Here is a 23,922-nt window from a genome sequence, read left to right as displayed (position 1 = left end):
ATGGTTATTAAATGGGAGCGAAAAATCAAAAATAAAGGCAATGCTATTTTATCCGGTTTAGCTGCGTAGCAGCTTACTTAGGATCGCGAATTAAATAATTTACACATATTTGTGGGATGGGCGGGACGCCCATCCCACAAGAACAATAAATTGTAAGTTATTTAATTCTCATTCCTTAGCTATTTTACTATGGTTGTACTACCGGACATGATATAACGGGTAAGCGCAAAAAAACCATAGTACCTTGTAAATACTATGGTTTTTTTGCATTGCGTGACAGTCAATAGTCCCACCGCCGCGAGTTAAAGTTTTCCCGCTGTCACCCACCCTACGACTAATATCTTGCACAGAGTAAGATCCCCTCAATCAATCAATTCCGCTTCTTCAAAAATCTGTCTAGTCGTCAACTCCAAACCAGGCAGCAACTCATCTAAAATTAGTGTATTATCCGTATAAACTTGACTCGAACCATCTGGTAAAAAGCTTCTTATTAAAATAGCTTCTGGATCGATTACCCAAACTCGCGGAACGCCCGCCGCCAAATAATCTTTCGCCTTCTCTTCAAATTCCTTCATACTTTGATCGGGAGAGATAATCTCGATCGCCAGTTCAGGAATTGCGGGACAAGCTTGATTCCCCCGATAACTCCGCGGTAAACGTTCATAAGAAATATACAGTAAATCTGGTACAGGAACCCAGTTTCGATCCTGACGCTTTAATAGAACCGCTAATTCTGGAAAGACTCTACCTTTTCCCCGACTCCATAGACGCAATAGAAAGTTTAAAGCTCCCTGTAAACTGGAATGAAAAAATTTTGGAGACACTTTAGGAACTGCTTGACCATCTACAAACTCACAATATATATCTGGGTCGGGCAAAGCTAGAAATTCTGCTAAAGTGAGTTTGGTTCCCATGCCTAATATGACTCCCAGCCCTCTCGCTAATTAATTAAAATATCAATTATACAAAATTTCCCAACATTCCTAGAAGTACGATCGCCCCTCACACTCTATTCCAAAAACAGAATAAAAATATCCCCGACTTCTTTAAGAAATCGGGGATTTAACCGCGATCGCATTTTAGGTTAGGCCTTTCGCCTGTTTTTATGCCAAAACTGGCACTGGTTGCGGCCAGCGTTTCATGACTTTACCAATTACTGCCAATTCTTCCATCAACTGGTCAAACTGATCCGGTGTTAAAGATTGCGGCCCGTCAGACAAAGCTTTTTTGGGATTCGGGTGCACTTCAATCATCAGCGAATCAGTACCGGATGCGATCGAAGCAAACGCCATTGACGGTACAAACTGCGCCCAACCGGTGCCGTGACTCGGGTCAACCATAATCGGTAAGTGAGTCAGAGTCCGCAATACTGGTACTGCCGACAAATCAAGCGTATTGCGCGTATACTGCCTGTCATACCCGCGAATTCCGCGCTCGCACAAAATCACGTTCGGATTGCCAGAAGCCATGATATACTCGGCAGCCATCAACCATTCTTCGATGGTGGCGGAAATGCCGCGCTTCAGCAAAACGGGTTTGTCTTGAGCTCCGACTTTCTTCAACAGTGAGAAATTCTGCATATTTCTCGCCCCGACTTGGATCACGTCGGCTACTTCTACGATCGCACTTAAGTCCGCCGCATCCATAACTTCGGTAATAATTCCCAAACCGCTGGCTTCCCGGGCCGCAGCTAGCAATCCCAAAGCACTCTCGCCGTGGCCTTGGAAAGCGTAGGGTGAAGTTCTCGGTTTGTACGCGCCACCGCGCAGAAAATGAGCTCCAGCAGCTTTGACGCGCATTGCCGTTTCGACAATCATTTCTTCGTTTTCGACGGAGCAAGGGCCTGCTACGATCGCGATCGGGTGATGCAAGCCGATCGTCACAGTTCCTAAAGGAGTAGAAACTTTTACTGCGCTGGGTTCTCCTTGGCGGTACTCCAGAGAAGCGCGCTTGTAGGGTTTTTCCACGCGCAGCACTTCCTCAATCCAGGTGCTCATTTCGCGCAGTTGCAGAGGTTCGAGTTCGGCGGTTTCGCCTACCAAACCCATAACAACTTTGTAACGGCCGACGATTTTTTCTGGTGTCAAACCCCAGCTAGTGCGGAGTTCTTCGTCTAGGCGATCGATCTCGGCTTCTGGAGTGCCGGCTTTCATTACAATAATCATATTTTTTTTGCCTTTTTAGTTGGGCTAGAAACGGATGATGACTCTGATGCACTGAGAAAAATAGATGCAATGGCGATCGAGAATCTATTTATATCAGTATTATTAGCATTGTGGTGGGGCTGGTTCTTGTTCCCTCCCCAAGGACAAACTCGCTAATGGTTAACAGCTTAGTTTTCAGCTAATGACTCATGACTAATTTTTTGGCTTGGCGGCGCGCCACGCTTCTCGCATCCTGCCAAAATTGGTATTAAATTCTTCCCACCCCAGAGTGCTTCCTGAAACTTCTTCATCCCAGGAAGCCGAGAGGACTCCGTAACTCAATCCCAGAACCCCTAGACCAAAACAGCCCATGCTTACCAGCAATACTGCTGTATTGGGCAGGTCAAACAAGTCGTTGCTGACTACCAAATAGCTGACAAAAAATGTCGAAATTCCCAGGAGGGTCGGTATGCCGCAGAATACCGCTATGCGGGATATCATGCGTTTGCTAACTGCTTCTGGGATGGATTGCGCCTGTTTTGCGGTTTTGTTAGCTTTGGGCTGCTTGTCGGCAGAATCAGACTCTAAGGCTGCGTTGTTTGCTTGGGGTTCTGGGGGCTTTTTAGGCGTTTTTTTACGATTTGTTGCCGGTTCAAAGGGCAAGCGCTGGCGGGGTGGTTCGGAGGACATATTTTATCTCTGACCTGAAATCTCGAACATTTTTCAATAAGTCTTGGTGTTTGTCCAAGATTAAAGAATATTGTCGCAAATTTTGGCTTTGGTGTTTAGCCGCGAATGCCTAGACGGGCAATCAATGCTTTGTAGCGATCGGCATTTTGCTTTTGGATGTAGGCCAGCAAGCGCTTGCGGCGGCTGATCATCATCATCAAACCGCGCCGGGAGGCAAAGTCTTTTTGGTTGATTTTCAGGTGGGCGCTAAGTTTGGTGATGCGATCGGTCAGCATCGCGACTTGGACATCTGCTGAACCGGTATCGGTTTCATGGGTTTGGTAATCGCCCATGATTTCTAGTTTGCGCTGTTGTGTAAGTGGCATGAATTGATTTTATGTTTTTTTGTACGATGTCACAATCTGCAATTGTACCACAGCCAATGAACAAGGGTGCAGGGTGCGAGATGAAATTTTTGCTGCAAGAGTTCGCATGGCAAGTTTTAATCCCCTTGCGGGGAAAAGTGAATTGCGACATTGAAACCAGCGAGCGCCAACAGTATCACATCCTTTAGCGCCAGCAACGGCGCGCACTCTCTCTGTCTGGCCCCCGCAAACAACCCCGAGAGTTGCGATGACCCCTCTAATAATCTCGAAAGCTATTTCTATAATGGTTGGTGGATAAAGGCCCAGTGCCCTGCATAAATGCTTTTTATTGCACGCACCAAACGTAATAAAATTCTGGCCGCTGTGGTGGGTGGCCGCTTGCGCGCTCGATACAGCAAAGCCACAATAAGAAAAACCCCGGAACAAAATGGCAAAGCCACCCGGTCTAAAGACCTTCCCCAAGTTACTGTCTCAAAAAGAGGTAGACCTCATTGTCGCAAATGACGAGTACACCAAGAACCCAGGCGATGTACTCTTTCGCTACTACGGAGACTTCGGACACAACACCCCCGAGCCAACCACACCCCCAGAGGCCGACGCGCCCATCCGTCGCGGAGCCCCCGGCAAAGAGACCCCGCCACCAAGCCCCTGGATGCTCGCTTGGGGGAAGACCCTACAAGACCGTGGGTTCTTCGATGAGATGCCCAATCAATACCGCGTCACGGATTGGTTCGGCAGCCTCTCGGCCCAGTTCAAATGGCACATCGACAACCACCGACACGGAGAGAGAATCCTCGCCATCAGCCTCTCCAACAACCGTGTCATTGGCTTTCGCAAAGATGCCAATAGCCCCGTCTTTGAACTCGAACAAAATGCAGGAGACGCCTATTTAATCTCTGGTCCAAGCCGCTGGAGTTGGCAACACTGCGTGCTGCCAAGAGGCAAAGACAAGAGCGGAGGGAGAAGTTTTGTAGTGAGCTTTAAGCGCGCCGCGCAATAATCAGCCGCGCCCCCTTCCTTCACTTCAATGAAAGAGTTTCAATCCCCTTGCGGGGAAAAATGAATTGCGACTCTAGATGTAAGTCAGAGACTACTTGTATTTTCATGTTTCAATCCCCTTGCGGGGAAAAGTGAATTGCGACATTGCTAGTCCGTTTTTAAAATTCAATAATTTAAAAAGAGTTTCAATCCCCTTGCGGGGAAAAGTGAATTGCGACTTGCGATCGACTCAAAGTCTCGTATACATCAACAGAAGCTTGTGTCAACTCTGGAAACGGCATTGCCGTGTCCAGAGTTGCTATCGGCTTAAATAGGCGATCGCCTCACGTATCCAATCATCGGCATTCGCTTTGGCGGACAAAGTGCTGTCTTGACTGAGGGTTTGCAGCGCTTGCAAGACTTCCGCCGCAGTGTATCCCATCGCCAGCAGGATCATCTCGACTTCTTCTTGAATAGCTGCGGGGACTCCGGCGGCGACTGAAGTTGTCAAACCTGCTTGCTGGCGCCATTCTGAGAGTTTGCTTTTGAGTTCGAGGGCGAGACGTTCTGCGGTTTTGGTACCTACGCCCGGGGTTTTGGCGAGGATGCGGGTGTTACCGCCGACGATCGCCTGGACTAAATCTTGCAATCCTAAAGTATCCAGAAGTGCGATCGCCAGTTGAGCACCGACACCGCTAACACTCGTCAACTGCCGAAACAAATCGCGTTCTGCCGCACTGCCAAAACCGTACAATACGATTTGGTCTTCCTTAACTTGCTGGTGGGTAAAAATTTGGGCGACTTCGCCGGATGCTGGCAATTGACCGGTCACGCGGGGCAAAATTTGGATTTCATAGCCGATTTGATTGACTTCGAGAGTCAATATGACGCGGTTGCTGCCTTTGGCGATATCGGCGACTGTGCCTTTGAGATAGCTAATCATAAAATTAATAATAATACACCGCTATTGGCTTTCATCAAACTCGGCGATGATGCTGCGGATTTCGTTGAGGCTGATATCTGTTCGATCTGATTTTGAGTAAATGGTTAACAAAAGTACGATCGACGGCGATTCGACTTGATAAATCATGCGATCGTCTAATATCAATTCCGGTTGCACTCCTGATAATAGCAACGGAGGACACGGCACCGTGCCGTTTCCCTACCCCAAAATAATCGTAGCTTGCGGGGCTTGGGCGCCATCGCCCGATCGACAGATGTAACTATCACGCCTATTAATTGTAGGGACACGGCACGGTGCGGTGTCCTGACTGTGGTTAATATTAATTCCGATGCAACCGGAAACGATATAAAATCTAAAATTGATCGATGCCCTCCCACATTTGAGAAAGAGGTATTCGCTGTCGGGTTTTAGCTTCCTGGAATGCCCTTTTGAGACTGGCTTTTACTTCTTCAACTAAAGTATCGTCGGGATCTTCTTCACCTTCATCTGTAGGTTCCTGAAAGAGGACGATAATTCGCACGGGGCCCGGAGTGTCTAGTGTTAAAGGTCGATCGAGCAATAATTGACCTTTTTCGTCGATCCTTCCTGTGACTTCAAAGGCTTTCATGTGTTTTACATTGATTTTTTGAAATTAATACTATTATATAACCCTGCACCAGGGAGTTTATTTTTTTAAGTCAAAATAAGATGATGTTTAACCAAAGACAAATCCGTCTTACCAAAATTCACAACCAAAGCCACATTGAAATTTTCCAATGATTTGACAAACCACATAATTTCGTTAGAAGCTTTACCTTCATAGTGATTGAACAAAATAGAAAATCGCTTTTCCAACTCTGGTTTCACTTTGCTCGAAAGCAGTACGAGTTTGAGCAGCAAACCCATTGTCCGACTGGGGCCGAGGTTGTACACCAAGTCGTAAAAAACGTAGTGGCTGGGATGTTGGGAATTTTCCACTACTAAGAAGTTGAACAACTGGTGGCAAGTCCGAACTAACAATGGATTGTTGAATTTCACCGAGTCATTTTCTCGCAATGTATTTTTGATTTGTTTGTACAAACGGTCGTTAAATTGACGCCCTCCGTATTCTGGTTCTACCGAGGATATTAAATATTCATATAAATCCAATTTAAATGAACTGTAAGATGGAGTTTGTCGGGCATCTCTCAGGAAAAATTGAGCCGCTTCTTTGTAGCTGCGATCGCCCGTTAGTTTTCCGGCAAATTCCCTGACCGCTAAGTGCAGTTCTGCATCGTTCAAAAGTGTGGGATTAGCCGCCCGCTGCACAATTCCTATTTCTGTATTTCTCGGCTCAACCATATAATTCAAATATTGAGACAAATATGTTTCAAATTGTCGCTGCCTTTGAAATGCCAGTTTTTTGATGGTTTGTTGGTCTTCCTCAATGCTGTCCTTGCTAAGTAGAGAATAGCCGTACAAATAAGGATACCGACAGATCAATTCGCCTAAAGGAGAATCAGTATCTTGTTTCTGCGGTTCCGCCTCTATTTCTAAGGCTTTTACTAAGCGTTCTATGGTCTGGAATTCTTCACTTTTAGTAAAAAAGGCTATTTGTTCTTGCAAGCGCTTGACTATGTAAAATTCCATCCCGAATCGGGGAGAAGTCTGCTTAAATAAAGCTACCAACTTGGCGATCGCGAATTGGTTTTGTGAATGCAATTGCCAGCGGTTGATCGGGATGTAGCAGCAGCGGTGGAGGATATATTTAAAGTGCTGATCCGATCGCTTGACGGACACTATACTGTACAAAGTTGCTTCAATCTCTCGATCGGGATAGCCCATACCGTCGATAAATAGCTTTCGGAACCGTTCGATCACCTGTGCGGGCGATTCTGTTTCCACGCAGGAGACGATGTGATCGTACAATCTCTGTTCGTTGCTGCCTGTTGGAACACTATCTGAGGGCGGGGTGAGAATGCGGCTGTCTGCATCTGTGTCTGCGCTGCTGTCTGCAACTTGTGCGACAACGACTGTCGGTTTTTCCCCAAAAGTTCGATCGGGATTCAAGAACCAATAGTGTTCTTGGCTTAATTTTTTGTCCGCCGCCCAATCCAAAGCTGACTGCAAACTTTCCCCAGTCAATAACAGCGATTCATCTTCGCGGTCGGAAGCCAGCCATGCTGCTAGCGCGGAGCTGTACGGAGCCAATTTTCCCAGCTCTTTTTCCACCCAGAACTGATTAAAAACTGACTGATAAATTAAATTGCCAACTATTAATTTACCCTGAGATTTAACAACCAGTCCTGACTGTTGCAATTCGATTTGTTCGGGAGAGTAATTGGCAGCTAATCCCGGCGCTTCCGTTTTTTTCTGGTCTGGCGGTTGCAAAATTTGCTGGTAAAGCGTTAAGAGCCGGGTGAGGTCGCAGCGGCTGTGGAAAATGCGATCGCGAATTGCTGTCAAATGTTGGGGTTCGTCTCGTTTTTCCCAATTTTTAATAATTCTGTGTTTCAGCAGTTTTTCAACCTGTTGGGATTCTGAATTTCTGCCAATAAAAGGCCCGTATTCAAGTACCAAATGGCAAACTTTTTGAGTCAGAAACGGTTGCCCGCCCGTCCAAGCTAATATTTCTTGGAGCACTTTTTGGGGGCGAAAAGCTTTGAGTGCCAATCCTTTTGCTAGCGGCCAACTTTCCTCTAGTTGAAATCGACTTAGATTAATCGCCCGTCCAATATTAAAAGGGTTGCAGCTTCGATCTCGGATCGATTCTGAGGGGGCTGCTAGTCCCAGAACAGCAAAAGTCAGGCGATCGTATTCTGGTTGCTCTGCTCGCTTGGAGTAACAAGCCCGGATCAACGCAAAAAAATCGCTGGTACTGAAATTTAGACTGCTGGTGCTGTCAATGTCATCTATGAAAATTACCAGGTTTTGCCGAATTGACTTGACCAGAACTTTTTCGATAAATATCTCTAATCGCTGCACTGGCGACAGCAGTTCGCGATCGTTCCACCACTTGATGGCATCAAACCTGTTTGTGAGGTGCAAACTGCTTGCCATGCGGTACATGATTGCCGCGTACCACTTGTGAGGGGAGATATCTGGGCTGCTGATGCTTCTCAAGTTGATGGCGGCAAAAACTGTACCTTCTGCTTGCAACTTTTTGGCAGTTTGCACTAGCAGGCTGGACTTTCCCATTTGCGGCGAACTCAACACGTAGCAGAATTGTCCGGCTTTGAGTCCTTCGTAGAGTTCGCTGTCGGCCGGTCGCCTGACATAGGTGGGGGCACCGGCAGGCAAATATCCTCCGACTTGATATTGGTAGCTTGAGTTGACTTCTGCTGTCATCTGGGAATTCATCAAGATGCTTCGCCCCTCTGCTATGCGATCGAAAGGTTATAAATTGCAATTATTGCCAGCTTACTATGGTTGAAAATTTTTGTTCGTCTTTCTTTATTGTCCACTAATTCACTTTTCTCTTTCTCAATCTTTACCGTATCTTTGCAACCTTTCCCGCCATATCCTGCGAGCGAGCGAGCGTACCCCACACCCCTTGTTATTCACATTCGTTTAGATAAGTATGTTAATTTTCACTCGCTCTGATTACCAACGCCAAAATGCCATTTAATTCACAATTTTTTACAATTTTACTTTAAAATTCACCCGATGGTATGATGTTGCCAGGGAAACTCATAACCGCAGTGTCGTCAAACTCCTGCCTGGAGATCCGGCTGCCTTCTGCCGGAGGAAAAGGCTCAGCAATGGCTGTCAATAAAAAACCCCAGCGTTTGGCTGAGGACTGCTTGAGTGGGAGATATCGTTAATCTGCGTTTTTTTAGTTGACTTAGATTGCATGGAATTCCATGCTGCTGACACTCCCCGGACTTCCGCAAGCGCGGGGATTCTTAAGGACAAATTTTTCGGGATAAATCCACAAAAAATTTAATTCTTAAAGGGATTGTCAGTACCCGGCTAACCACTGGCTCAACTATTATAAAAGTTAAGTCTGTGGCTAATTGTAGAAGATGCGCCCTGATGGCTTAACTACCCGATGGATTAGCACCCTGATGGCTTAACTCCCTGATGGATCGACGCCCTGATGACTTTCGCTCCACTACCCAAAAAATTCGGGTTGGTGGATGATCGTGGACGTTAGTAAAACGTCACTTCCGGCGTTTCCGATCGCAAGCGGGTGTGCCTGTCTAAATAGATTATGGCAGGCAGATTTCTCAGAAGACAAGTGGGCTATTGCATCAACCCACTTCTGACAGATCGGGTTTGCCAAAAAGAGTCAATCTACGCAAATCAGGGTCATCGAACATGAAAAACAGCATCTTAGTATTAGGGGTAATTGCCTCGGCTGGCATCGGCTTTTTCTATGCAGGTAGTGCCAGCGCTTCTGCGATCGTCCCACAACCTTCATCAGCCAGGAGTTTGACGGCTTGGGAGAGTCGTCCCGACTTTAACTACACTGGAACGAATGAAGATGGGGAGCAAGAAGAGGTAAAAACGGGTAAAGGTAGGAAATAATTGGCGCTGTCAGTGGTTGTGTTTGTTGTCGTAACCGCCTTGCAGCGAGGCGGTTACAACTCGATCCTAAAGTCACTCTACCTAATCCCGGGGGTTGGAGTCAGTTTCAAAGAACGGTAAATGGGAAAATAAACAGGTAAGGCGAGTCTGTCGGTGGAGTTTCCCCGCCTCTCAACTTCCTTACCTTCTGATGTTCGGGATTTGGATCGGGCACAATCGTATTTCATCTCGTAAAAACCCAATGGAAAATATTCTCGAAACTACTCGCAGACAGCGGGTATTGACAAGAACCCAGGAACGGCGTCAGGCAACACCGAAAGAAAAACAGTTGATTCACCTGCTGGCGAATATGGCTTGCAGTTTGGTGAACTACGACTACAAACACGCAGCGGGGAAGGGAGTTATCCCGCCTTCGGAACGCAAGCGTTTAGCGGAATGGCACTACCTGCGAGTTCAGCAAATTCGCCGGATCGAACGCTCTTTAGAGCCCGTAGCGACTCTCAAGCGCGTTTACTACAAGAGCATCCTCAGTCCGAGGGATCTGAAGTCTTTAAAACTTCTGTGGCTTGAGGAAGACAAAAACCGCGTCAAACGGGTCGATCCTGAGTTGGATGACATCCTCAGCGAAGCTTTGGATCGGGGAGATACCTTGAAACAGCTATTTCACACTATCGAAGTCAAAGAACGCAGCTTTGCTGCAACTCCTCGCCCCGGTGCCGTGCCGCTTTGGGTCAAAGAGTGGGAAGACTCGGGATACGACATAAACTTTTTTCCGCCTTCGTTCTCTGCATGGGTTTCGATCGTGGACGACTAGGTTCAAGAAAAACTCTTTGACATGGCATCGATCGTAAAATTCAAATGGTAGACTTATTTGCTATTGCTGCCATTGGCGAAGAGGGTGGGGGCGATCGGCTAAACCAGGCGGCGTTGCGCGCAGGCATCCGAGTACAGAGAAGTGAATCGGAGTCAGTACCATTGTACAATGAGGGAAAACCAGGGCTTCAGCTAATAGCTGATAGCTGATAGCTGATAGCTGATAGTTTCTCATGACTGACTCGATTTCTACTTCTCCATTAAACTCGGCGGCCGATACAGCCGAACTCCGCTCTCAGTTGAGGTCGGGTTCGGAAAAAACTCAACTGCAACTGCTGCAACAACAAATAGCAGATTCCGGTTGGGATGTATTGATGGAATTTTTATTAGAACGCCAGTCAGAGGCACCGACTCCGGTAATGGGTAAGGCTTACCAAATTCTTTACACTGCTAATTCTCCGAGAGTGGCGGAGTTTTTGCAAGCGAATTTTCCGACAGGGGTGGTGCCGCTGCGATCGGAGGCTAACATCGATTACACTCCGCTGCAACAGTTGCTAGCCTTGCAAGAGTTTCAAGAAGCAGATATATTGACTTTGACCAAACTTTGTGGGTTGGCCAGCGAGACTGCTGTACAGAGAAAGTGGCTGTATTTTACGGAAGTTGAAAGTTTGCCGGTGGCAGATTTGCAAACAATTAATACCCTGTGGAAAGTTCATTCCGAAGGCAAATTTGGCTTTTCGGTGCAGCGGGAAATTTGGCTGAGTTCGGGCAAGAATTGGGATAAGTTGTGGCCGCTAATTGGGTGGAAGAAGGGAAATAATTGGACGCGGTATCCGCAAGAGTTTATTTGGGATTTGAGCGCGCCTAGGGGTCATTTGCCGCTGTCGAATCAGTTGCGAGGAGTGCAGCCGTTTTCGGCTTTGATGTCTCATCGAGCTTGGTTGAAATGAAGGGTTTGGGATTTTTTGAGGAAGGTGGGGCGGGTCCGATGGCAGGCCCCATAGTTTTGAGCGGGGAAATCGGGTTTTAAGATTTAACCGCAGAGGGCGCAGAGAGCACAGAGGTAGAGGAATGAAGAGAATAGGGGCGATCGCACTTCTAGGAATGTTGGGAAATTTTGTATAATTGATATTTGAGTTAATTAGCGAGAGGGCTGGGAGTCATGGTAGGCATCGGAACCAAACTCACTTTAGAAGAATTTCTAGCTTTGCCCGACGGAGATGTATATTATGAGTTTGTAGATGGTGAAGCAGTTCCTAAAGTGTCTCCAAAATTTTTTCATTCCAGTTTACAGGGAGCTTTGTGTTGCCTGATTCGTGTATGGTGTAAAGGACGCGGGCGAGTGCTTCCAGAATGGGCAATTTTGTTAAAACGTCAGGATAAAGATTGGGTACCTGTTCCCGATTTAACGTACATTTCTTATGCGCGTCTGGCGAAAAGTTGGCGGCAAAATGATGCTTGTCCTGCAATTCCTGAACTGGTGATTGAGATTATATCGCCGGATCAAAGTATGAAGGAATTTGAAGAGAAGGCGAAAGATTATTTGGCGGCGGGCGTTCCGCTAGTTTGGGTGATTGATCCAGAGGCTATTTTAATTAGAAGTTTTTTCCCCGATGGTTTGAGTCAAATTTATACGGATAATACACCGATTGTAGATGAGTTGCTGCCTGGTTTGGAGTTGACGACTAGACAGATTTTTGAAGAAGCAGAATTGATTGATTGAGGGCGATCGTACTCTGTGCAGGATATCAGTCGTAGGGTGCGTGACAGCGGGAAAACTTTAACTCGCGGCGGTGGGACTATTGACTGTCACGCAATGCGACAAAACCATAGTATCTACAAGGTACTATGGTTTTTTTGCGCTTACCCTCTAGTCATTGATTTAGCCAGCACTTTGATTTAAGATTGTTTCAATTTGACTTTGTACTTGTTCGATTTCCCGGCGTTTGTCAGCCAGCCAAACTTTTTGGGCTTCGCATTCTGCTTGATTTTGTCGATCGCGCTTTTCCTGCTGTTCTAATAAATTCTCCCACAGCGACATTGCTTGTGCGATCGCACCGCTACTCGTCTCAACTCTTTCTTCAAATACTGCAATAATTCTTTCGTCTATCTTATCCAAAATAGACTGTGAAGATTCATCGAACTTATTAAACCCTAACTCACAAACTTTTTGCTTTATTTGAGCTTTAACTGCATCGCCATCTAAGAAACTCAAGCCAAAACCGCCACCAATCCCCGCAACTATTGTCCCTAAAATTACTGGAATAATACCAAGTGGAAGAGCTATTAACACAGCAGCCGCGACAGCACCAATTCCCAAACCGCCGATGAATCCGCCGTCGCCAATATCATCAATTGATTCAGCAATCCCGCTTCCACCGATACCAATTCCACCCAGATTACGTGCTATTGCTAACTTATTGAATTGAGCAAGAAGGCTAGTGCTGAGTTGCTTGTCGAACTTTTGAAACTCCTGCCGAATCGCATCAATGTCTTCATTGATTTGGGTGTTTAAACATCCTATATTTCCTTGTAAAATAGACTGTACTTTTTGAGTAGCCCCCTCTTCTATTTCTTGGGTAATATCTCGCACAAATTGGTCGGAATAATCTTTTGTCAGCTCATTTTGACTCCATATATGGTTATGTTCGGAAGTCCAGTGATCGCTTTTGGCAATCAGGCGTTCTCCCAATCCTTCCACCCATTCATTCCAAGATTCAACAACTTCTTCTACAGATTTCTCCCTCAGTTCATCCGCTAAAAGTTTGATTTTCACATCGCGGCCGCTTGCTTCCGCCATCAGTTCAAATATTTTCAGTTTATCTCCTGGAGAAACTGTCAATTTTCCTTCTAACATTTCCCTATATTGACTCAATTCCTCGCAGCCCGTATTAATAATTTGCTTAATGCCGGCGGCGGATTGGTTAAGTGCGATCGCCCCCCGTTCAACTGTCAAAAACTGTTCCAGAGATTTAGTAAAATCCTGAAAAGATTTCACATAATCATTTTCCGTCCCGTCCAAAATCGCATCGAGTGCAGATTGAGCAGAAATAAAATGGATCTGGTTTTCATCAGAAATTAAATTGTGCTTCTTAACAATCGTTTCTACCCTTTGTCTTACCTGCTTGCGCCTTTCTTCCCGACGCAGCAAATCGGCAAAATTAACTAAAACAAAAATATTTCTCGCAGCTTCATTATCTTTACCGGGATTCAACTCTTTTTTCAAGTACAACAGGAGTTCTCGCTCTTTTTCTGTCAAAGCATTTTGAGCGTGAGTCAAAAAAATCACCGCATCAGTTGTTTTGAGAACCTGTTCGGTGACTAACGTGCGTTCCGCTTGTTCGTTCAATCCGGGAGTATCAATAATTTCTACACCATTGGTACACAATTCAAGATTCGGATGCTCGAAAATGATTTCTTTGATTTCTGAATTGACAATTTCATCCCCAAAAGAACCTAAAGCCGCTTCCTCAGAAATCGAGGCTTTATCTTTATATTGCTCAGGTGCAATCTCTTCTTCACGTCCGTCTTTGTATTTGCAAATCACCCGCTGCTGTGGCCCGTGTTTCAAAACCGTTACCGTACCGCTACAGGGAATATCTCGCACAGGTTGAATTTCTTCGCCCAGCAAAGCATTGAGTAAAGTTGATTTGCCTTTGCTGAACTCGCCGACAACAGCAACGCGAAACCGCTGAGATTGTAATTTACGAGATATCTTTGTTAATTCTTCTATTAAATTAGGAGATAGGACGTTACGATCGCTTCCATCTAGCAGAGTTAAGCCGAGTTTTCCGCAAACCGCATCCAGTTGTTGTCTATACTCATGAAACTTTTTCAACTGCTGATAGGACGATACTGAATGCTTGCGATCGTTTTGTTGTTTCGGTTTTGCTGGCAAATGTTCGATAATGTGACTGGCAGCACGGACAAACAAAGAATCGATAGATTGAAATCGTGCTGGATCGAGTAACGAGTGGACTTCTGCTAAAGCTGCTGTATCGCTTATTGCTTGACTGCTAAAACTCGCTTCTAAAACAGTCAAAAATCGCCCCTCAATTCCGAGTTTGTTGGCGACGATCGTCAAATACTCTTTTTCGCGTTTATCTATTGTCCCATCTGCCGCCGACATTTGATACCCAAAACTAATCACCAGCAGTTTTTCCTCCTCAGAAAAACACGCTGTCAGCGCCAGCAACGCCGTCAATTTCTTGTAAACTTGCTGTTCCCGCACGCTCTTAACCATCGGCATTACCAATGGGCGCAAATTGTTGTTAGCGGGAATAAGTTCCGTAAAAGTTGTCCGCAATCGCTGCGTTTCCTCAGCACTTACCGTACCGTCGGCATGAATGACTCCCAGCAATACCGTCACCAATCCCGCCAGAAAAAGCACGGGCGGAGTAATATCCTCTTTTCGTAGGTTTTGCCCTGTCAGTCGGGAAATAAGCTCAACCGTTTGCGGACTAATTAGCGAAGTGTCCATTTGCCGCGCCTTTAGATAATTTTTTTTATTGAAACTATCATAATATATTAGTTATTCTGTGGATTGGTAACACGGTAAAAATTGATGATGAACTTTGTATTTCCCCCGGCGGTACAGGCTGCGATCGAGGCTGGTAAGTACGCACAAGTGTTTACATCTGCTGGAGTGCCGATCGGCATGGCGAGGGATGCAGCGACGGGACAGTGGGCTGGTCATGCCATTGGTGCCGTAGTCAACAATAGCCCTCTCTCCCCCTTAGTCTCTCCCGTGCAGCTTGCTATGGGTGGCTTGCAGATGTACCAAACGCACATGGGCTTTCAAGCCGTCCAAGCCAGTTTGGGTGTGCTGCAAGCGACAACAGCCGTCATTGGTGTGGGAGTTGCGGCTGGGGTAGCTTTGTCGGCGGTCAATTTGCACCAGACATTGCAACTAAAAAAAGCGGTTGCGAGGCTGGATGTTAAAGTAGAAAATGGTTTCATCAATTTAGAACAACTTTTGAAAGGTCAAGGCGCGGAAATTAAGCAATTAATTTCCGAAGTCGTTGCAGATATAAAATTTGAGAACCATCGTTTAGTCTTAGTGCGGGCTTACGGGTTATTTAATCAAGCAATTCAACGAATGCGATCGGCTTTGCAACTGCAAGATATTAACCGCCACAATGCTGAAATTGATGCAGCGCGGGGGATGTTGTTTGAAGCTTTAGCGGATTACAGAAATCCGCAGTTATTGTCAGAAACTTGTGCGGCGGGACAGTTGCGCCGGTTAGAATGCAGTTGGGCGATCGAGCAAAGTATTATCGGCACGTATCAGGTGCAAAATGAATTTGGTGCTGCGGGCGATCGTATCTCTCAGCTTCAACAACAAATCCGTCAAGATGGCTTAACAGTAATTGCTGGCTGCGACTCTGACGAGGAACTAGATTTTCTATTCCCAGAAATCACGCGAATTCACAATCACGATTTAGCTGCCTTAGACATTTGGCTTAATCAGGTTGAATGGACTAAAGCTTTGCCCGAAAGTGAGCTAAAACAGTTACAGAGTAAAGATTTTACTAATGCAAAGTTTTCATCAAGCGGTGATGAAAAATCAGCAACAACAGTTTTAGCAATACCGGATGAACAGTTATTTTATGAAAATTTGCGGCCTAAGTCTCATTTTTATTCTCTTCGGACTCAACTGGAATTAATGCTCGCTCCGCAGCAGCGTCAAGAGTACGAAGATTATATTATTGAGCAAGGGAAAATAGCGGGTCATAAAAGTTTAGTATCCTCGAACTTGGAAAAAGCCTCGGATTTGGCTGTTGCTAATCTTTTTTACTATTTCAGAGTCCGAGATGAATCGGAAGAATCGGAATAATCAGACCTAATTTGTAATTTGCTTTAAGTTTATCCCTGTTTTGATTATCCATCAATTACTATCGATAACTCAAAGACATTCCTTAAGTTGTTTCATATCCCCTTGCGGCTGCACTTGCTTGTGCAAACTAATTTTGTCGCCCACTTCATACCCGGAATAAAAACCCGCCTCGCTGCTGACTTGAGAATCTGTTCTCGTTCTAATTTTAACCCCTCGCCTCTCTAGATAATCGGCGATCGCCTGTTGATTTTTATCAAACATCGATCGCACTACAATCGCTGGAGTCGCCGCCGCATCGCCCGAACCCGGAATCCCTGACTTTTCCATCTCCTGTTTTTGTTCCAACAATCTTTGCCTCAATCTGGTCGCGCATCCAACTCGAAAAGCATTCAGATACGCCAATCCCCTCCCGTTTCCTTTGCGGTACTTCGCTCTTTTTTCAATCGCGGAACTCAAATATTCGTAAAGATGTTTGCAAACAATCAGGTTGGTAGAAGTTCCCACCAAAAACATACTGCCCGTATAAGTATTTCGCATGGCATTGCAACCGTTAGCGTCGGCAATTCCCGACAGCAGCATCATTTTCCAAGTGACAAATTTTGATGTTGTTTCAACCGAGTTTTCGTCAATTTCTTCTTGGTGATTTGGCCCTAAATCGGCGAGGCTGAGATTGTACTGGGCCAGTAAAAGGGAAGCTTTTTCGGCCGCAGCAGTCGATTCGTTTTCATTTGATGAGGTGGCGAGGGCTAACAGCTTTTTGATTCTTTCGACAATACTTGTGTCTGCCATTTTTCAATCGATTTTAGGGTGAGAGTATGCAGTGGCAAGGATTTGGGTGAATTCCCATTTTAGTATAGCTGGGAATGTGCGATGTTTTTTGAGGAGGATTTTTTTGAACCGCAGAGGGCGCAGAGAGAGAGAATGAAAAAAGTTCGCAACTGATGGGCGGATTGGTATACTATTCGAGGACTTCCAGGACTAATTTGGGCAGCAATTTATCTTTAAACCAGACTATTTTTGCTGGCACGTCATTTACATTCACTCCGGCTTTTTCTAAATTCAGCCGTTCGGAAATAGCTAAAATTAAGTGATCGCATTCAGACTTCTGTACTTGTGCAAATTTCTTTTGCAAATACTCGGGCCGCCAATAGCCAACTATTTCTAATAAAAATACTCGCCCGTCGGGATGCACTAACCGAAAGTCGGGAATCATCACGCTACCTGGAATGGGAATTAAATCTACTTCTCGCTCTAGTTGCCACTCGGTTTTTGTGGAATTCCATCTTTCAGCAAATGCTGCTTCTAACATACTATCATAAGGCTTGCCAGGGGGATAGTGGCTGACCAAACCGCAGTCGGAATTTAGGGTAAATTTACCTGTTTTCAAAACGCCGCTAAAAGGATCTTTTGTGTGCAGTGTCGAGTGCATACTCCATTTAGTTACGTGCAGCAGTGCCGGCAGCATTTTCGCCAGGGCTAAGCCGTAGCGGGTGCTGGGTTTGAATAAGCTTGTAGGGCCGTCTATTGTCAGTGTAAAACCGTGGTCTGCATCGCCTTCGATGTAAGTCATTAATTGAAATAGTTTCAGATAGCGAAATAAGAGTTTGTATTCTCCTGGATCGTTGCGGTGGGCGGTTAATTTGACTTGACTTGCACGGTAAAATATGCCTTGAACTTGAGAAAGATTGTATTTGTGAAGCAAGTTTTCGGGTGTTGGTGGATTAAACTGAGTGAGGATTTTGTTTTCGTTTAAATCGGCGTATAAACCTGTAGTGATTTCGTGTGGCAAAACTTCTCTGTTTAACTCTTGGCTGAGCTCAGATGCTATTTTTTCCAGAGTTAATTGGGTGGATTGAGGGCTGGGAGTCGATCGCGCGGACAATGCAAAAACCCGCTGTCTCAACTCTGAGGGTTCTAGGGGACTGATGACTTCTAAGGTGCAGAAACCGCTTTTCAGCAGGTGCGCTAATCCCCGTTTCAGCCGATAATCCGGGCTGTCGCCTTCTAATTCTAGCAAGCGTCCGTCGAGTTCGCCTTGGGTTTTGCCGATCGCACTTTGGAAGCAGTCGATCGTTTCGGTGGCTGCTTCTAAGTTTTTAGCATCTATCTTGAGGCGTAGAGGAATAATTGATTCTCCGTTTTGGCGGTGACTTAATAAATCAGTTGGTAACATAAGCAGTGAAAAGTTTTACTCAATTCTTCGTTCAACAATCACCATAACACCCCTAAGTTTTCCCTCTTCTGTCAAGCTTTGGGTAGTCCGAATTCGGCGATCGGAACTGACAAGATGGATTGTTTCCACAGCCCTCATAAAGCCAGTTGCTTTGTCCCATACTTGAAAAATTATCAAATCATCTCCAACTTCTGTCGCTAGTGTATTGTAGTTGGAAAAAACCGAGTCCAAACCTTCAATTTGCACTTGCCATTCCCCGACAACATAACCCACAAAATTTTGGGTTTCACTCTGACCATTGGCATAAGTTTGAAGGTTAGTTTGCCTCCACTCGTTATCAACTATTTTCTGGGTGACTACTGCTGTAAAACGCCTGGTTTCTTTGCAGTCGGAATCGAGTATTGTCCAGTCTCCCTCCCAAACTCCTGTATGTTTGGGGAAAATTTTAAAGTTAGTTAGTTGTGCAGTTTCGCTCATTTTTAGGTAATGTAAATTAGTTAATATTGAGATTATACACTAATTGGGCAATCTTCAAGATTCTTGGGAATCATCATTTTTTTCTCCCCATTTTGCGGGTGATTCTGCTGCTTTTTTGGTTGTCTCTCGGTTGACTCCGTAAATGGGTGTCGGTTTGACAGTTTCTAATTTATGATATTCTGGCTTTGGCGGTTCTATTTGTGTTTGTGGTTGGGGTTTGTGAGGCTGCATTCCTCCTCGCCGACGTTGAGAAGTTCTTTCTTCGCTGGTGTCTTCGGTGACGACTTCGTAGAGAATTGCTAACTTATTTACATCGCTGCTTTTGCGGAGAACTCTACCCAATCGCTGAATGTACTCGCGTTCGCTGCCAGTGCCTGATAATATGATAGCAATTCTCGCGTCGGGAACGTCCACTCCTTCGTTGAGGACGTGGGAGGCGACGAGGGTTTTGTATTCGCCGCTGCGAAAGCGATCGAGGATTTCGTGGCGTTCTTTGACTGGGGTTTGGTGGGTAATTGTGGGGATGAGAAATTCTTGGGAAATTCGGTAAACTGTGGCGTTGTCTCCGGTGAAAATTAGGGTGCGCTGGGGAGAGTGTTCTGCTAGTATTTTGGCTAAAATTCGCAGTTTTCCTTCGGTACAAAGGGCGATTTCTTTGGCTTGGCGGTGGGCTAGCATGGCGCGCCGTCCCAGGGGCGATCGCGCGCTTGCCATGATAAACTGTTTCCAACCTTCGAGGCTGGATATTCTGATGTTAGACTGTTTTAAGAAGTCGTTGCGAATGTTGATTAATTCGGCGTAGCGATCGCCCTCTTCTTTTGACAGTTTTACCATAATTTGAACTATTTTATGGTCGGCTAAAGCATCGCCTGCCAAATCTTCGGGTCTTTTGCTAAATACTGTCGGGCCGATCAGGAAATGCAAATCACTGTGGCGGCCGTCGGTGCGATCGGGTGTGGCTGTCAGTCCGAGTCGAAAAGGCGCGATCGCATATTCGGAAATTACTCGATAAAAGTCCGTTGGCAAATGGTGGCATTCGTCAAAAACCAGCAAACCGTATTTATTGCCCAAGGTTTCTGCATGAATACTTGCACTGTCGTAGGTTGCCACTAAAATTGGCGTTTTGTCCCGCGAACCTCCGCCCAACAATCCGATTTCGATGTCCGGAAAAGCTGCTTTTAAATTAGCATACCACTGGTGCATTAAATCGAGAGTTGGTACTACAATTAATGTACTACGACCAGTGACTTGCATGGCTAATTGTGCCAGATAAGTTTTGCCGGAAGCGGTAGGGAGGACGACTACTCCTTGGCTTCCTGCTTGCTGCCAAGCTACGAGGGCTTGTTCTTGATGTGGGTAAGGCTGCATTTCCACGCTAGGTACGAGTTCGAGTAGTTCGTATCCCCTAGCTTCGTCGGTGAAGTGAATGCAATCGGCTTGGAGGCATTCTACCAGCGGGCGGTAGTGAATGGCTCGAATGCGGTATTTTTCCACGCGATCGTCCCATGTCGCAAAGTCCACCCAGTCTCTGCCTTTGGGCGGCGGGTGTAGCAGCAGCGTTCCGCGATCGAATGTTAAGGTAGGTATGCGTGGCATTGGTTTTGAGACCCGCTGAGTGCAAGCCTGTTAAATTATAAGTGACCGATAAAATATATTGACAGCAGACTCTCTATCAGCTATTATTTAATCACATCTATTAAACCCTAATGTATTTTAATCTAAAATAGGGTTAACTTAAAATTAAATAGTAATCCTTTCAGGATTTGTCAAAGTCAATATTTCTTTCTTTTCTCCTTCTATACACCATCAGGGGTTCCTCTACAAAAAATCTCGTTCACAAATCAAATAGGATGACCCTAGCATTTTTTGTAGCCGACCAAATTGCCCAAAGGTCAAAAATGTCAAAAAAATGTAGCAGGGACTTTAGTCACTGTTTCTGAATTGGCAAAAAAACGTAGGCACTGACTACAAAATGCTTGGTATTGATTAGATATTTTCCCCACGGCTTCGAGTTCAATTATCATCGGAATAATATGTTTGATTTTATACAATACAAAAAAAGATTTTTACAAGCGACTAAGGACTGGAATAACGAGAAATGGAATAATTTTGATGACAATCCATTGCTGCTTTCGGCCCCAATGCTTCAAGATTGTCACGTGAAAAATTGTCGCTTTGTTGAAAGTCGATTAAAGATATTGGAATATCTGCCTAAAAATAGTGTGGTGGCTGAGGTGGGAACTCAATACGGGCGCTTTGCCGAAAAAATTCTGGCTATTGCCAAGCCCAAAAAGCTGCATTTGATCGATTATAATTTTGATTTATTCAAAGCAGAAGTCAGCAAAAAACAAAAAAGTCTAGTTCAAGAAGGGATAGAAAATGGAACGGTAGAGCTTCACGAAGGGGATTCTTCGACAATTTTAAGGAGCTTTCCTGACGAGTATTTTGACTGGATGTATATCGATGCCGACCACGAATATCACGGTGTATGCAAAGATATTCAGCAAGGTTACACGAAAATTAAAGCCGCAGGAATGATGGTTTTTAACGATTATACGAATTGGTCGGTATGCGAGGTGATGCCTTACGGTGTGGCGAAAGCAGTCAATGAGTTTTGTATTGCGAACAACTGGGAAATCGTATTTTTTGCCTTTCAGCCCCTAGGGTATCACGATGTGGCAATCAGGAAAAATACTGGGGAAACTGCACTGCGAATTCCGTTGGAGGAAGCCAATTCCGAATTGCAGAATTACCAATATCAAATTCAACAGCTACAGTTACAGTTGGAACAAGCTAAAAAGACGATCCACTTGATGGAAAACGATCGATTTGGGAAATTGCGATCGATCTGGCGGAAAATCCAACAAAAATTATCCTAGCCCACCCGGATTGCCAAATCTAAAATCTACAATGGTATTGTCCCGCTGGGGATAGTTTTTAGGTTAGATTCGATCTACGTATGCCTGAGATTAGAGGTTATAGATGGAAATAGGCGTCCCCAAGGAAATCAAGGATTTAGAGTTTCGAGTCGGGCTAAGTCCCACAAGTGTCCGGGCTTGTTCGGACAAAGGTCACGTAGTTTTCGTCGAAACGAATGCTGGTGCTGGGGCCGGTTTCGCGGACGAGGACTACGTTGAAGCAGGGGCTAAGATTGTCTTAAAGGCTTCAGATGTCTGGAAGCGCGAACTAATTGTTAAAGTTAAAGAACCGCTGCCTGCTGAGTATCCGCTGATGCAAAAAGAGCAGTTGCTGTTTACATATTTGCACTTGGCTGCCGATCGTACATTAACCGAGCATTTAATCAGCAGCGGAGTCCAGGCCATCGCCTACGAAACCGTCGAACTCCCGGACAGAAAATTGCCGCTGCTGACGCCGATGAGCATTATTGCAGGGCGTTTAGCCGTGCAGTTCGGTGCTCGATTTCTGGAACGACAGCAAGGCGGCCGGGGCGTACTTTTGGGCGGCGTACCGGGGGTAAGACCGGGTAAAGTTGTGATTTTGGGCGGCGGAATTGTCGGCACAGAAGCAGCGCGAATTGCTGTAGGAATGGGCGCGAGAGTGCAGATTTTAGACGTAAATGTCGATCGCCTAGCCTATTTAGAAACTCTGTTCGGTTCCAGAGTAGAATACCTCTACAGCAGTCCTTTGCAAATTGAAGCAGTTGTTCCCGATACTGATTTGTTAATCGGTGCGGTTTTGGTTCCGGGGAAAAAAGCTCCTGTGCTAGTTTCTCGCGAATTTGTTGCGAAGATGCATCCCGGTTCTGTGATTGTTGACGTAGCCGTTGACCAAGGCGGCTGCGTGGAAACTTTGCGGGTAACTTCTCACACAAATCCCACTTATGTTGAGGAAGGAGTTGTACATTACGGCGTGCCTAATATGCCCGGTGCTGTTCCTTGGACTGCGACTCAAGCTTTGAATAACAGCACTTTGCCTTATGTTTTGCAGTTCGCAAATAACGGGATTAAAGCTTTGGAAATAAATCCGAGTTTGGCGAAGGGATTGAACGTGCAGAATCACCGATTGGTGCATCCGGCCGTGCGCGAGGTTTTCCCCGATTTGGCCGATTAGATTCCCCTTTTTTTTTAAGTAAGCTATCCCGCATCTAAATTATATTTTGGTGCGGCTAGGAGCAACAGTCTCGATCCCCCTCGCATCCCCCTTAAGAAGCAATACGCTTGGGTTAAAACTATTTATTCCTCGGAGATCCCCCTCGCATCCCCCTTAAGAAGGGGGACTTTGAGAAGACTCTTGTCCCCCCCTTAAGAAAGCTATGCGTAAGGATTCAGGTCAAAAATATTTCAGAGACACCAATAAATGTGGTAATGTAGTCAAATGAGTAAACAACCAGAGTTACCAGCACTGAAAATCGAAATAATTGAGCAGTGGAGCCATGAGGAACTGGTCAGACTGGTGCTGACTCAACCTGGGGGGGTGACAAAGAGGTCTACGAGATAGACTGTATAAGGGTTGCGGCCCGCATACCTTGTTGATAAAAGCGGCGTTTATTTGGAGTTAACTTCATTAACTGTTCTACCTCGTCAGAATATAGTTCTAGATAATTAACCCACTTTTCTCCATCTAATCCAACACCAAATGTACTCCGTCTGCGATATTTTTTCTTGGGTTCTTTGCGACGAGATACATATTTTTGTACCTGCTTTTTCTTCAGTGAGCGTGCCTTGAAATATTGCCCAAGTGTACGCCAGTGTCATGAGCAAAATCATGTTAATAAGTCGGTCTCCTTTTAAGCTAGTTCCTTCAAGATCGTAGCCGACTGTTTTACAGTCTCGGAACATTTCTTCAATACCCATCCGCTGCTTATAAGCATTGATGGCTGCTGGTAACTCGCTGTAAATCTGTGAGAATAAACGTAAGGATTTAGGTCTTTGATTGGGGAATAAGAGAAGGCATAAAGGCGTTGCTGAATTGGGGTATGATTTAGCAATCCCGTGCGGTGAGTAATGCTCGATCGGAATAATTAATTGAATATG

22 protein-coding genes and 1 pseudogene are annotated in these 23,922 nt (G+C 45.5%); 8 read left to right on the top strand and 15 right to left on the bottom strand.

Translation table 11 applies throughout. The features are described from left to right. Window positions 1–362 precede the first annotated feature (362 nt). The 4 genes from QUA99_RS27750 to rpsO form a co-directional block, all read right to left on the bottom strand. On the bottom strand, window positions 363–923 hold the full coding sequence (locus tag QUA99_RS27750; RefSeq protein WP_445251049.1) for a Uma2 family endonuclease: 561 nt from the start codon (window positions 921–923) through the stop codon (window positions 363–365). A 180-nt stretch (window positions 924–1,103) separates the two neighbouring features. After that, a complete protein-coding gene (gene aroF / locus QUA99_RS27745) occupies window positions 1,104–2,165 on the bottom strand; it encodes a 3-deoxy-7-phosphoheptulonate synthase (protein ID WP_333242905.1) in 1,062 nt (353 codons plus the stop codon). A 192-nt stretch (window positions 2,166–2,357) separates the two neighbouring features. After that, on the bottom strand, window positions 2,358–2,834 hold the full coding sequence (locus tag QUA99_RS27740) for a PAM68 family protein (RefSeq protein ID WP_333242908.1): 477 nt from the start codon (window positions 2,832–2,834) through the stop codon (window positions 2,358–2,360). A 95-nt stretch (window positions 2,835–2,929) separates the two neighbouring features. Next, window positions 2,930–3,199 (bottom strand): 30S ribosomal protein S15, encoded by a 270-nt coding sequence (rpsO, locus tag QUA99_RS27735; protein WP_172186986.1) that lies wholly within the window; start codon window positions 3,197–3,199, stop codon window positions 2,930–2,932. A 427-nt stretch (window positions 3,200–3,626) separates the two neighbouring features. Between rpsO and QUA99_RS27730 the strand changes: the two genes are divergently transcribed. Beyond that, window positions 3,627–4,199: an alpha-ketoglutarate-dependent dioxygenase AlkB gene (locus QUA99_RS27730; RefSeq protein ID WP_333242911.1), complete on the top strand. Its 573-nt coding sequence runs from the start codon at window positions 3,627–3,629 to the stop codon at window positions 4,197–4,199. Window positions 4,200–4,496: 297 nt separating this feature from the next. Here QUA99_RS27730 and ruvA read toward each other — a convergent pair whose 3' ends face one another. The 4 genes from ruvA to QUA99_RS27710 form a co-directional block, all read right to left on the bottom strand. Next, window positions 4,497–5,120 carry a Holliday junction branch migration protein RuvA gene (gene ruvA / locus QUA99_RS27725; RefSeq protein WP_333242914.1) on the bottom strand — a complete coding sequence of 208 codons (624 nt, stop codon included), beginning with the start codon at window positions 5,118–5,120 and terminating at the stop codon, window positions 4,497–4,499. Between the two features lie 21 nt (window positions 5,121–5,141). Further along, window positions 5,142–5,327, bottom strand: coding sequence for a hypothetical protein (locus QUA99_RS27720; protein WP_333242917.1), 186 nt, complete (start codon window positions 5,325–5,327; stop codon window positions 5,142–5,144). A 166-nt stretch (window positions 5,328–5,493) separates the two neighbouring features. After that, entirely contained in the window at window positions 5,494–5,748 is a 255-nt protein-coding gene (locus QUA99_RS27715; protein WP_333242920.1) for a type II toxin-antitoxin system RelN family antitoxin, read from the bottom strand. A gap of 65 nt (window positions 5,749–5,813) precedes the next feature. Continuing rightward, a complete protein-coding gene (locus tag QUA99_RS27710) occupies window positions 5,814–8,447 on the bottom strand; it encodes an AAA-like domain-containing protein (RefSeq protein WP_333343609.1) in 2,634 nt (877 codons plus the stop codon). 972 nt (window positions 8,448–9,419) lie between these two features. On the opposite strand from QUA99_RS27710, the gene QUA99_RS27705 reads away from it, so the two are divergent. Both QUA99_RS27705 and QUA99_RS27700 read left to right on the top strand, forming a co-directional pair. Further along, a complete protein-coding gene (locus tag QUA99_RS27705; RefSeq protein ID WP_333242925.1) occupies window positions 9,420–9,629 on the top strand; it encodes a hypothetical protein in 210 nt (69 codons plus the stop codon). 241 nt (window positions 9,630–9,870) lie between these two features. After that, window positions 9,871–10,443 (top strand): hypothetical protein, encoded by a 573-nt coding sequence (locus tag QUA99_RS27700; RefSeq protein WP_333242928.1) that lies wholly within the window; start codon window positions 9,871–9,873, stop codon window positions 10,441–10,443. Between the two features lie 60 nt (window positions 10,444–10,503). Here the strand turns inward: QUA99_RS27700 and QUA99_RS27695 are convergent, their stop codons facing one another. Then, on the bottom strand, window positions 10,504–10,677 hold the full coding sequence (locus tag QUA99_RS27695; RefSeq protein ID WP_333242931.1) for a hypothetical protein: 174 nt from the start codon (window positions 10,675–10,677) through the stop codon (window positions 10,504–10,506). Between QUA99_RS27695 and QUA99_RS27690 the strand changes: the two genes are divergently transcribed. Then, window positions 10,676–11,392: a GUN4 N-terminal ARM-like repeat domain-containing protein gene (locus QUA99_RS27690; protein ID WP_333242934.1), complete on the top strand. Its 717-nt coding sequence runs from the start codon at window positions 10,676–10,678 to the stop codon at window positions 11,390–11,392. The two genes, QUA99_RS27695 and QUA99_RS27690, sit on opposite strands and share 2 nt — an antisense overlap. A gap of 212 nt (window positions 11,393–11,604) precedes the next feature. Beyond that, a complete protein-coding gene (locus tag QUA99_RS27685; protein ID WP_333242937.1) occupies window positions 11,605–12,165 on the top strand; it encodes a Uma2 family endonuclease in 561 nt (186 codons plus the stop codon). A 159-nt stretch (window positions 12,166–12,324) separates the two neighbouring features. Here the strand turns inward: QUA99_RS27685 and QUA99_RS27680 are convergent, their stop codons facing one another. Then, window positions 12,325–14,922 carry a dynamin family protein gene (locus QUA99_RS27680; RefSeq protein ID WP_333242940.1) on the bottom strand — a complete coding sequence of 866 codons (2,598 nt, stop codon included), beginning with the start codon at window positions 14,920–14,922 and terminating at the stop codon, window positions 12,325–12,327. A gap of 84 nt (window positions 14,923–15,006) precedes the next feature. Here QUA99_RS27680 and QUA99_RS27675 point away from each other — a divergent pair, with 84 nt between their 5' ends. Continuing rightward, window positions 15,007–16,278, top strand: coding sequence for a hypothetical protein (locus QUA99_RS27675; RefSeq protein WP_333242942.1), 1,272 nt, complete (start codon window positions 15,007–15,009; stop codon window positions 16,276–16,278). Between the two features lie 69 nt (window positions 16,279–16,347). Here QUA99_RS27675 and QUA99_RS27670 read toward each other — a convergent pair whose 3' ends face one another. From QUA99_RS27670 to QUA99_RS27655, 4 genes are all read right to left on the bottom strand, one after another. After that, window positions 16,348–17,067 (bottom strand): DUF2786 domain-containing protein, encoded by a 720-nt coding sequence (locus QUA99_RS27670; protein ID WP_333242944.1) that lies wholly within the window; start codon window positions 17,065–17,067, stop codon window positions 16,348–16,350. Between the two features lie 169 nt (window positions 17,068–17,236). After that, window positions 17,237–18,451, bottom strand: a complete 1,215-nt coding sequence (locus QUA99_RS27665) for a DUF790 family protein (protein WP_333242947.1) — start codon at window positions 18,449–18,451, stop codon at window positions 17,237–17,239. A 15-nt stretch (window positions 18,452–18,466) separates the two neighbouring features. Next, a complete protein-coding gene (locus QUA99_RS27660; protein WP_333242950.1) occupies window positions 18,467–18,928 on the bottom strand; it encodes a DUF3598 family protein in 462 nt (153 codons plus the stop codon). Between the two features lie 54 nt (window positions 18,929–18,982). After that, entirely contained in the window at window positions 18,983–20,524 is a 1,542-nt protein-coding gene (locus tag QUA99_RS27655) for a DEAD/DEAH box helicase family protein (RefSeq protein ID WP_333242953.1), read from the bottom strand. Between the two features lie 437 nt (window positions 20,525–20,961). Here QUA99_RS27655 and QUA99_RS27650 point away from each other — a divergent pair, with 437 nt between their 5' ends. Next, window positions 20,962–21,807 carry a class I SAM-dependent methyltransferase gene (locus tag QUA99_RS27650; protein ID WP_333242955.1) on the top strand — a complete coding sequence of 282 codons (846 nt, stop codon included), beginning with the start codon at window positions 20,962–20,964 and terminating at the stop codon, window positions 21,805–21,807. Between the two features lie 103 nt (window positions 21,808–21,910). After that, the gene (ald, locus tag QUA99_RS27645; RefSeq protein WP_333242958.1) at window positions 21,911–22,999 is read left to right on the top strand and encodes an alanine dehydrogenase; all 1,089 of its coding nucleotides are present in this window, start codon (window positions 21,911–21,913) and stop codon (window positions 22,997–22,999) included. A gap of 491 nt (window positions 23,000–23,490) precedes the next feature. On the opposite strand, the pseudogene QUA99_RS27640 reads toward ald, so the two are convergent. Continuing rightward, window positions 23,491–23,922: pseudogene (locus tag QUA99_RS27640) on the bottom strand (hypothetical protein); the annotation flags it as partial.

This window comes from Microcoleus sp. F10-B2 (genome assembly GCF_036704965.1).
GTDB lineage: Bacteria > Cyanobacteriota > Cyanobacteriia > Cyanobacteriales > Microcoleaceae > Microcoleus.
The sequence above is the reverse complement of the archived record's forward strand: the minus strand, read 5'-3'. Positions and strand labels throughout refer to the sequence as shown.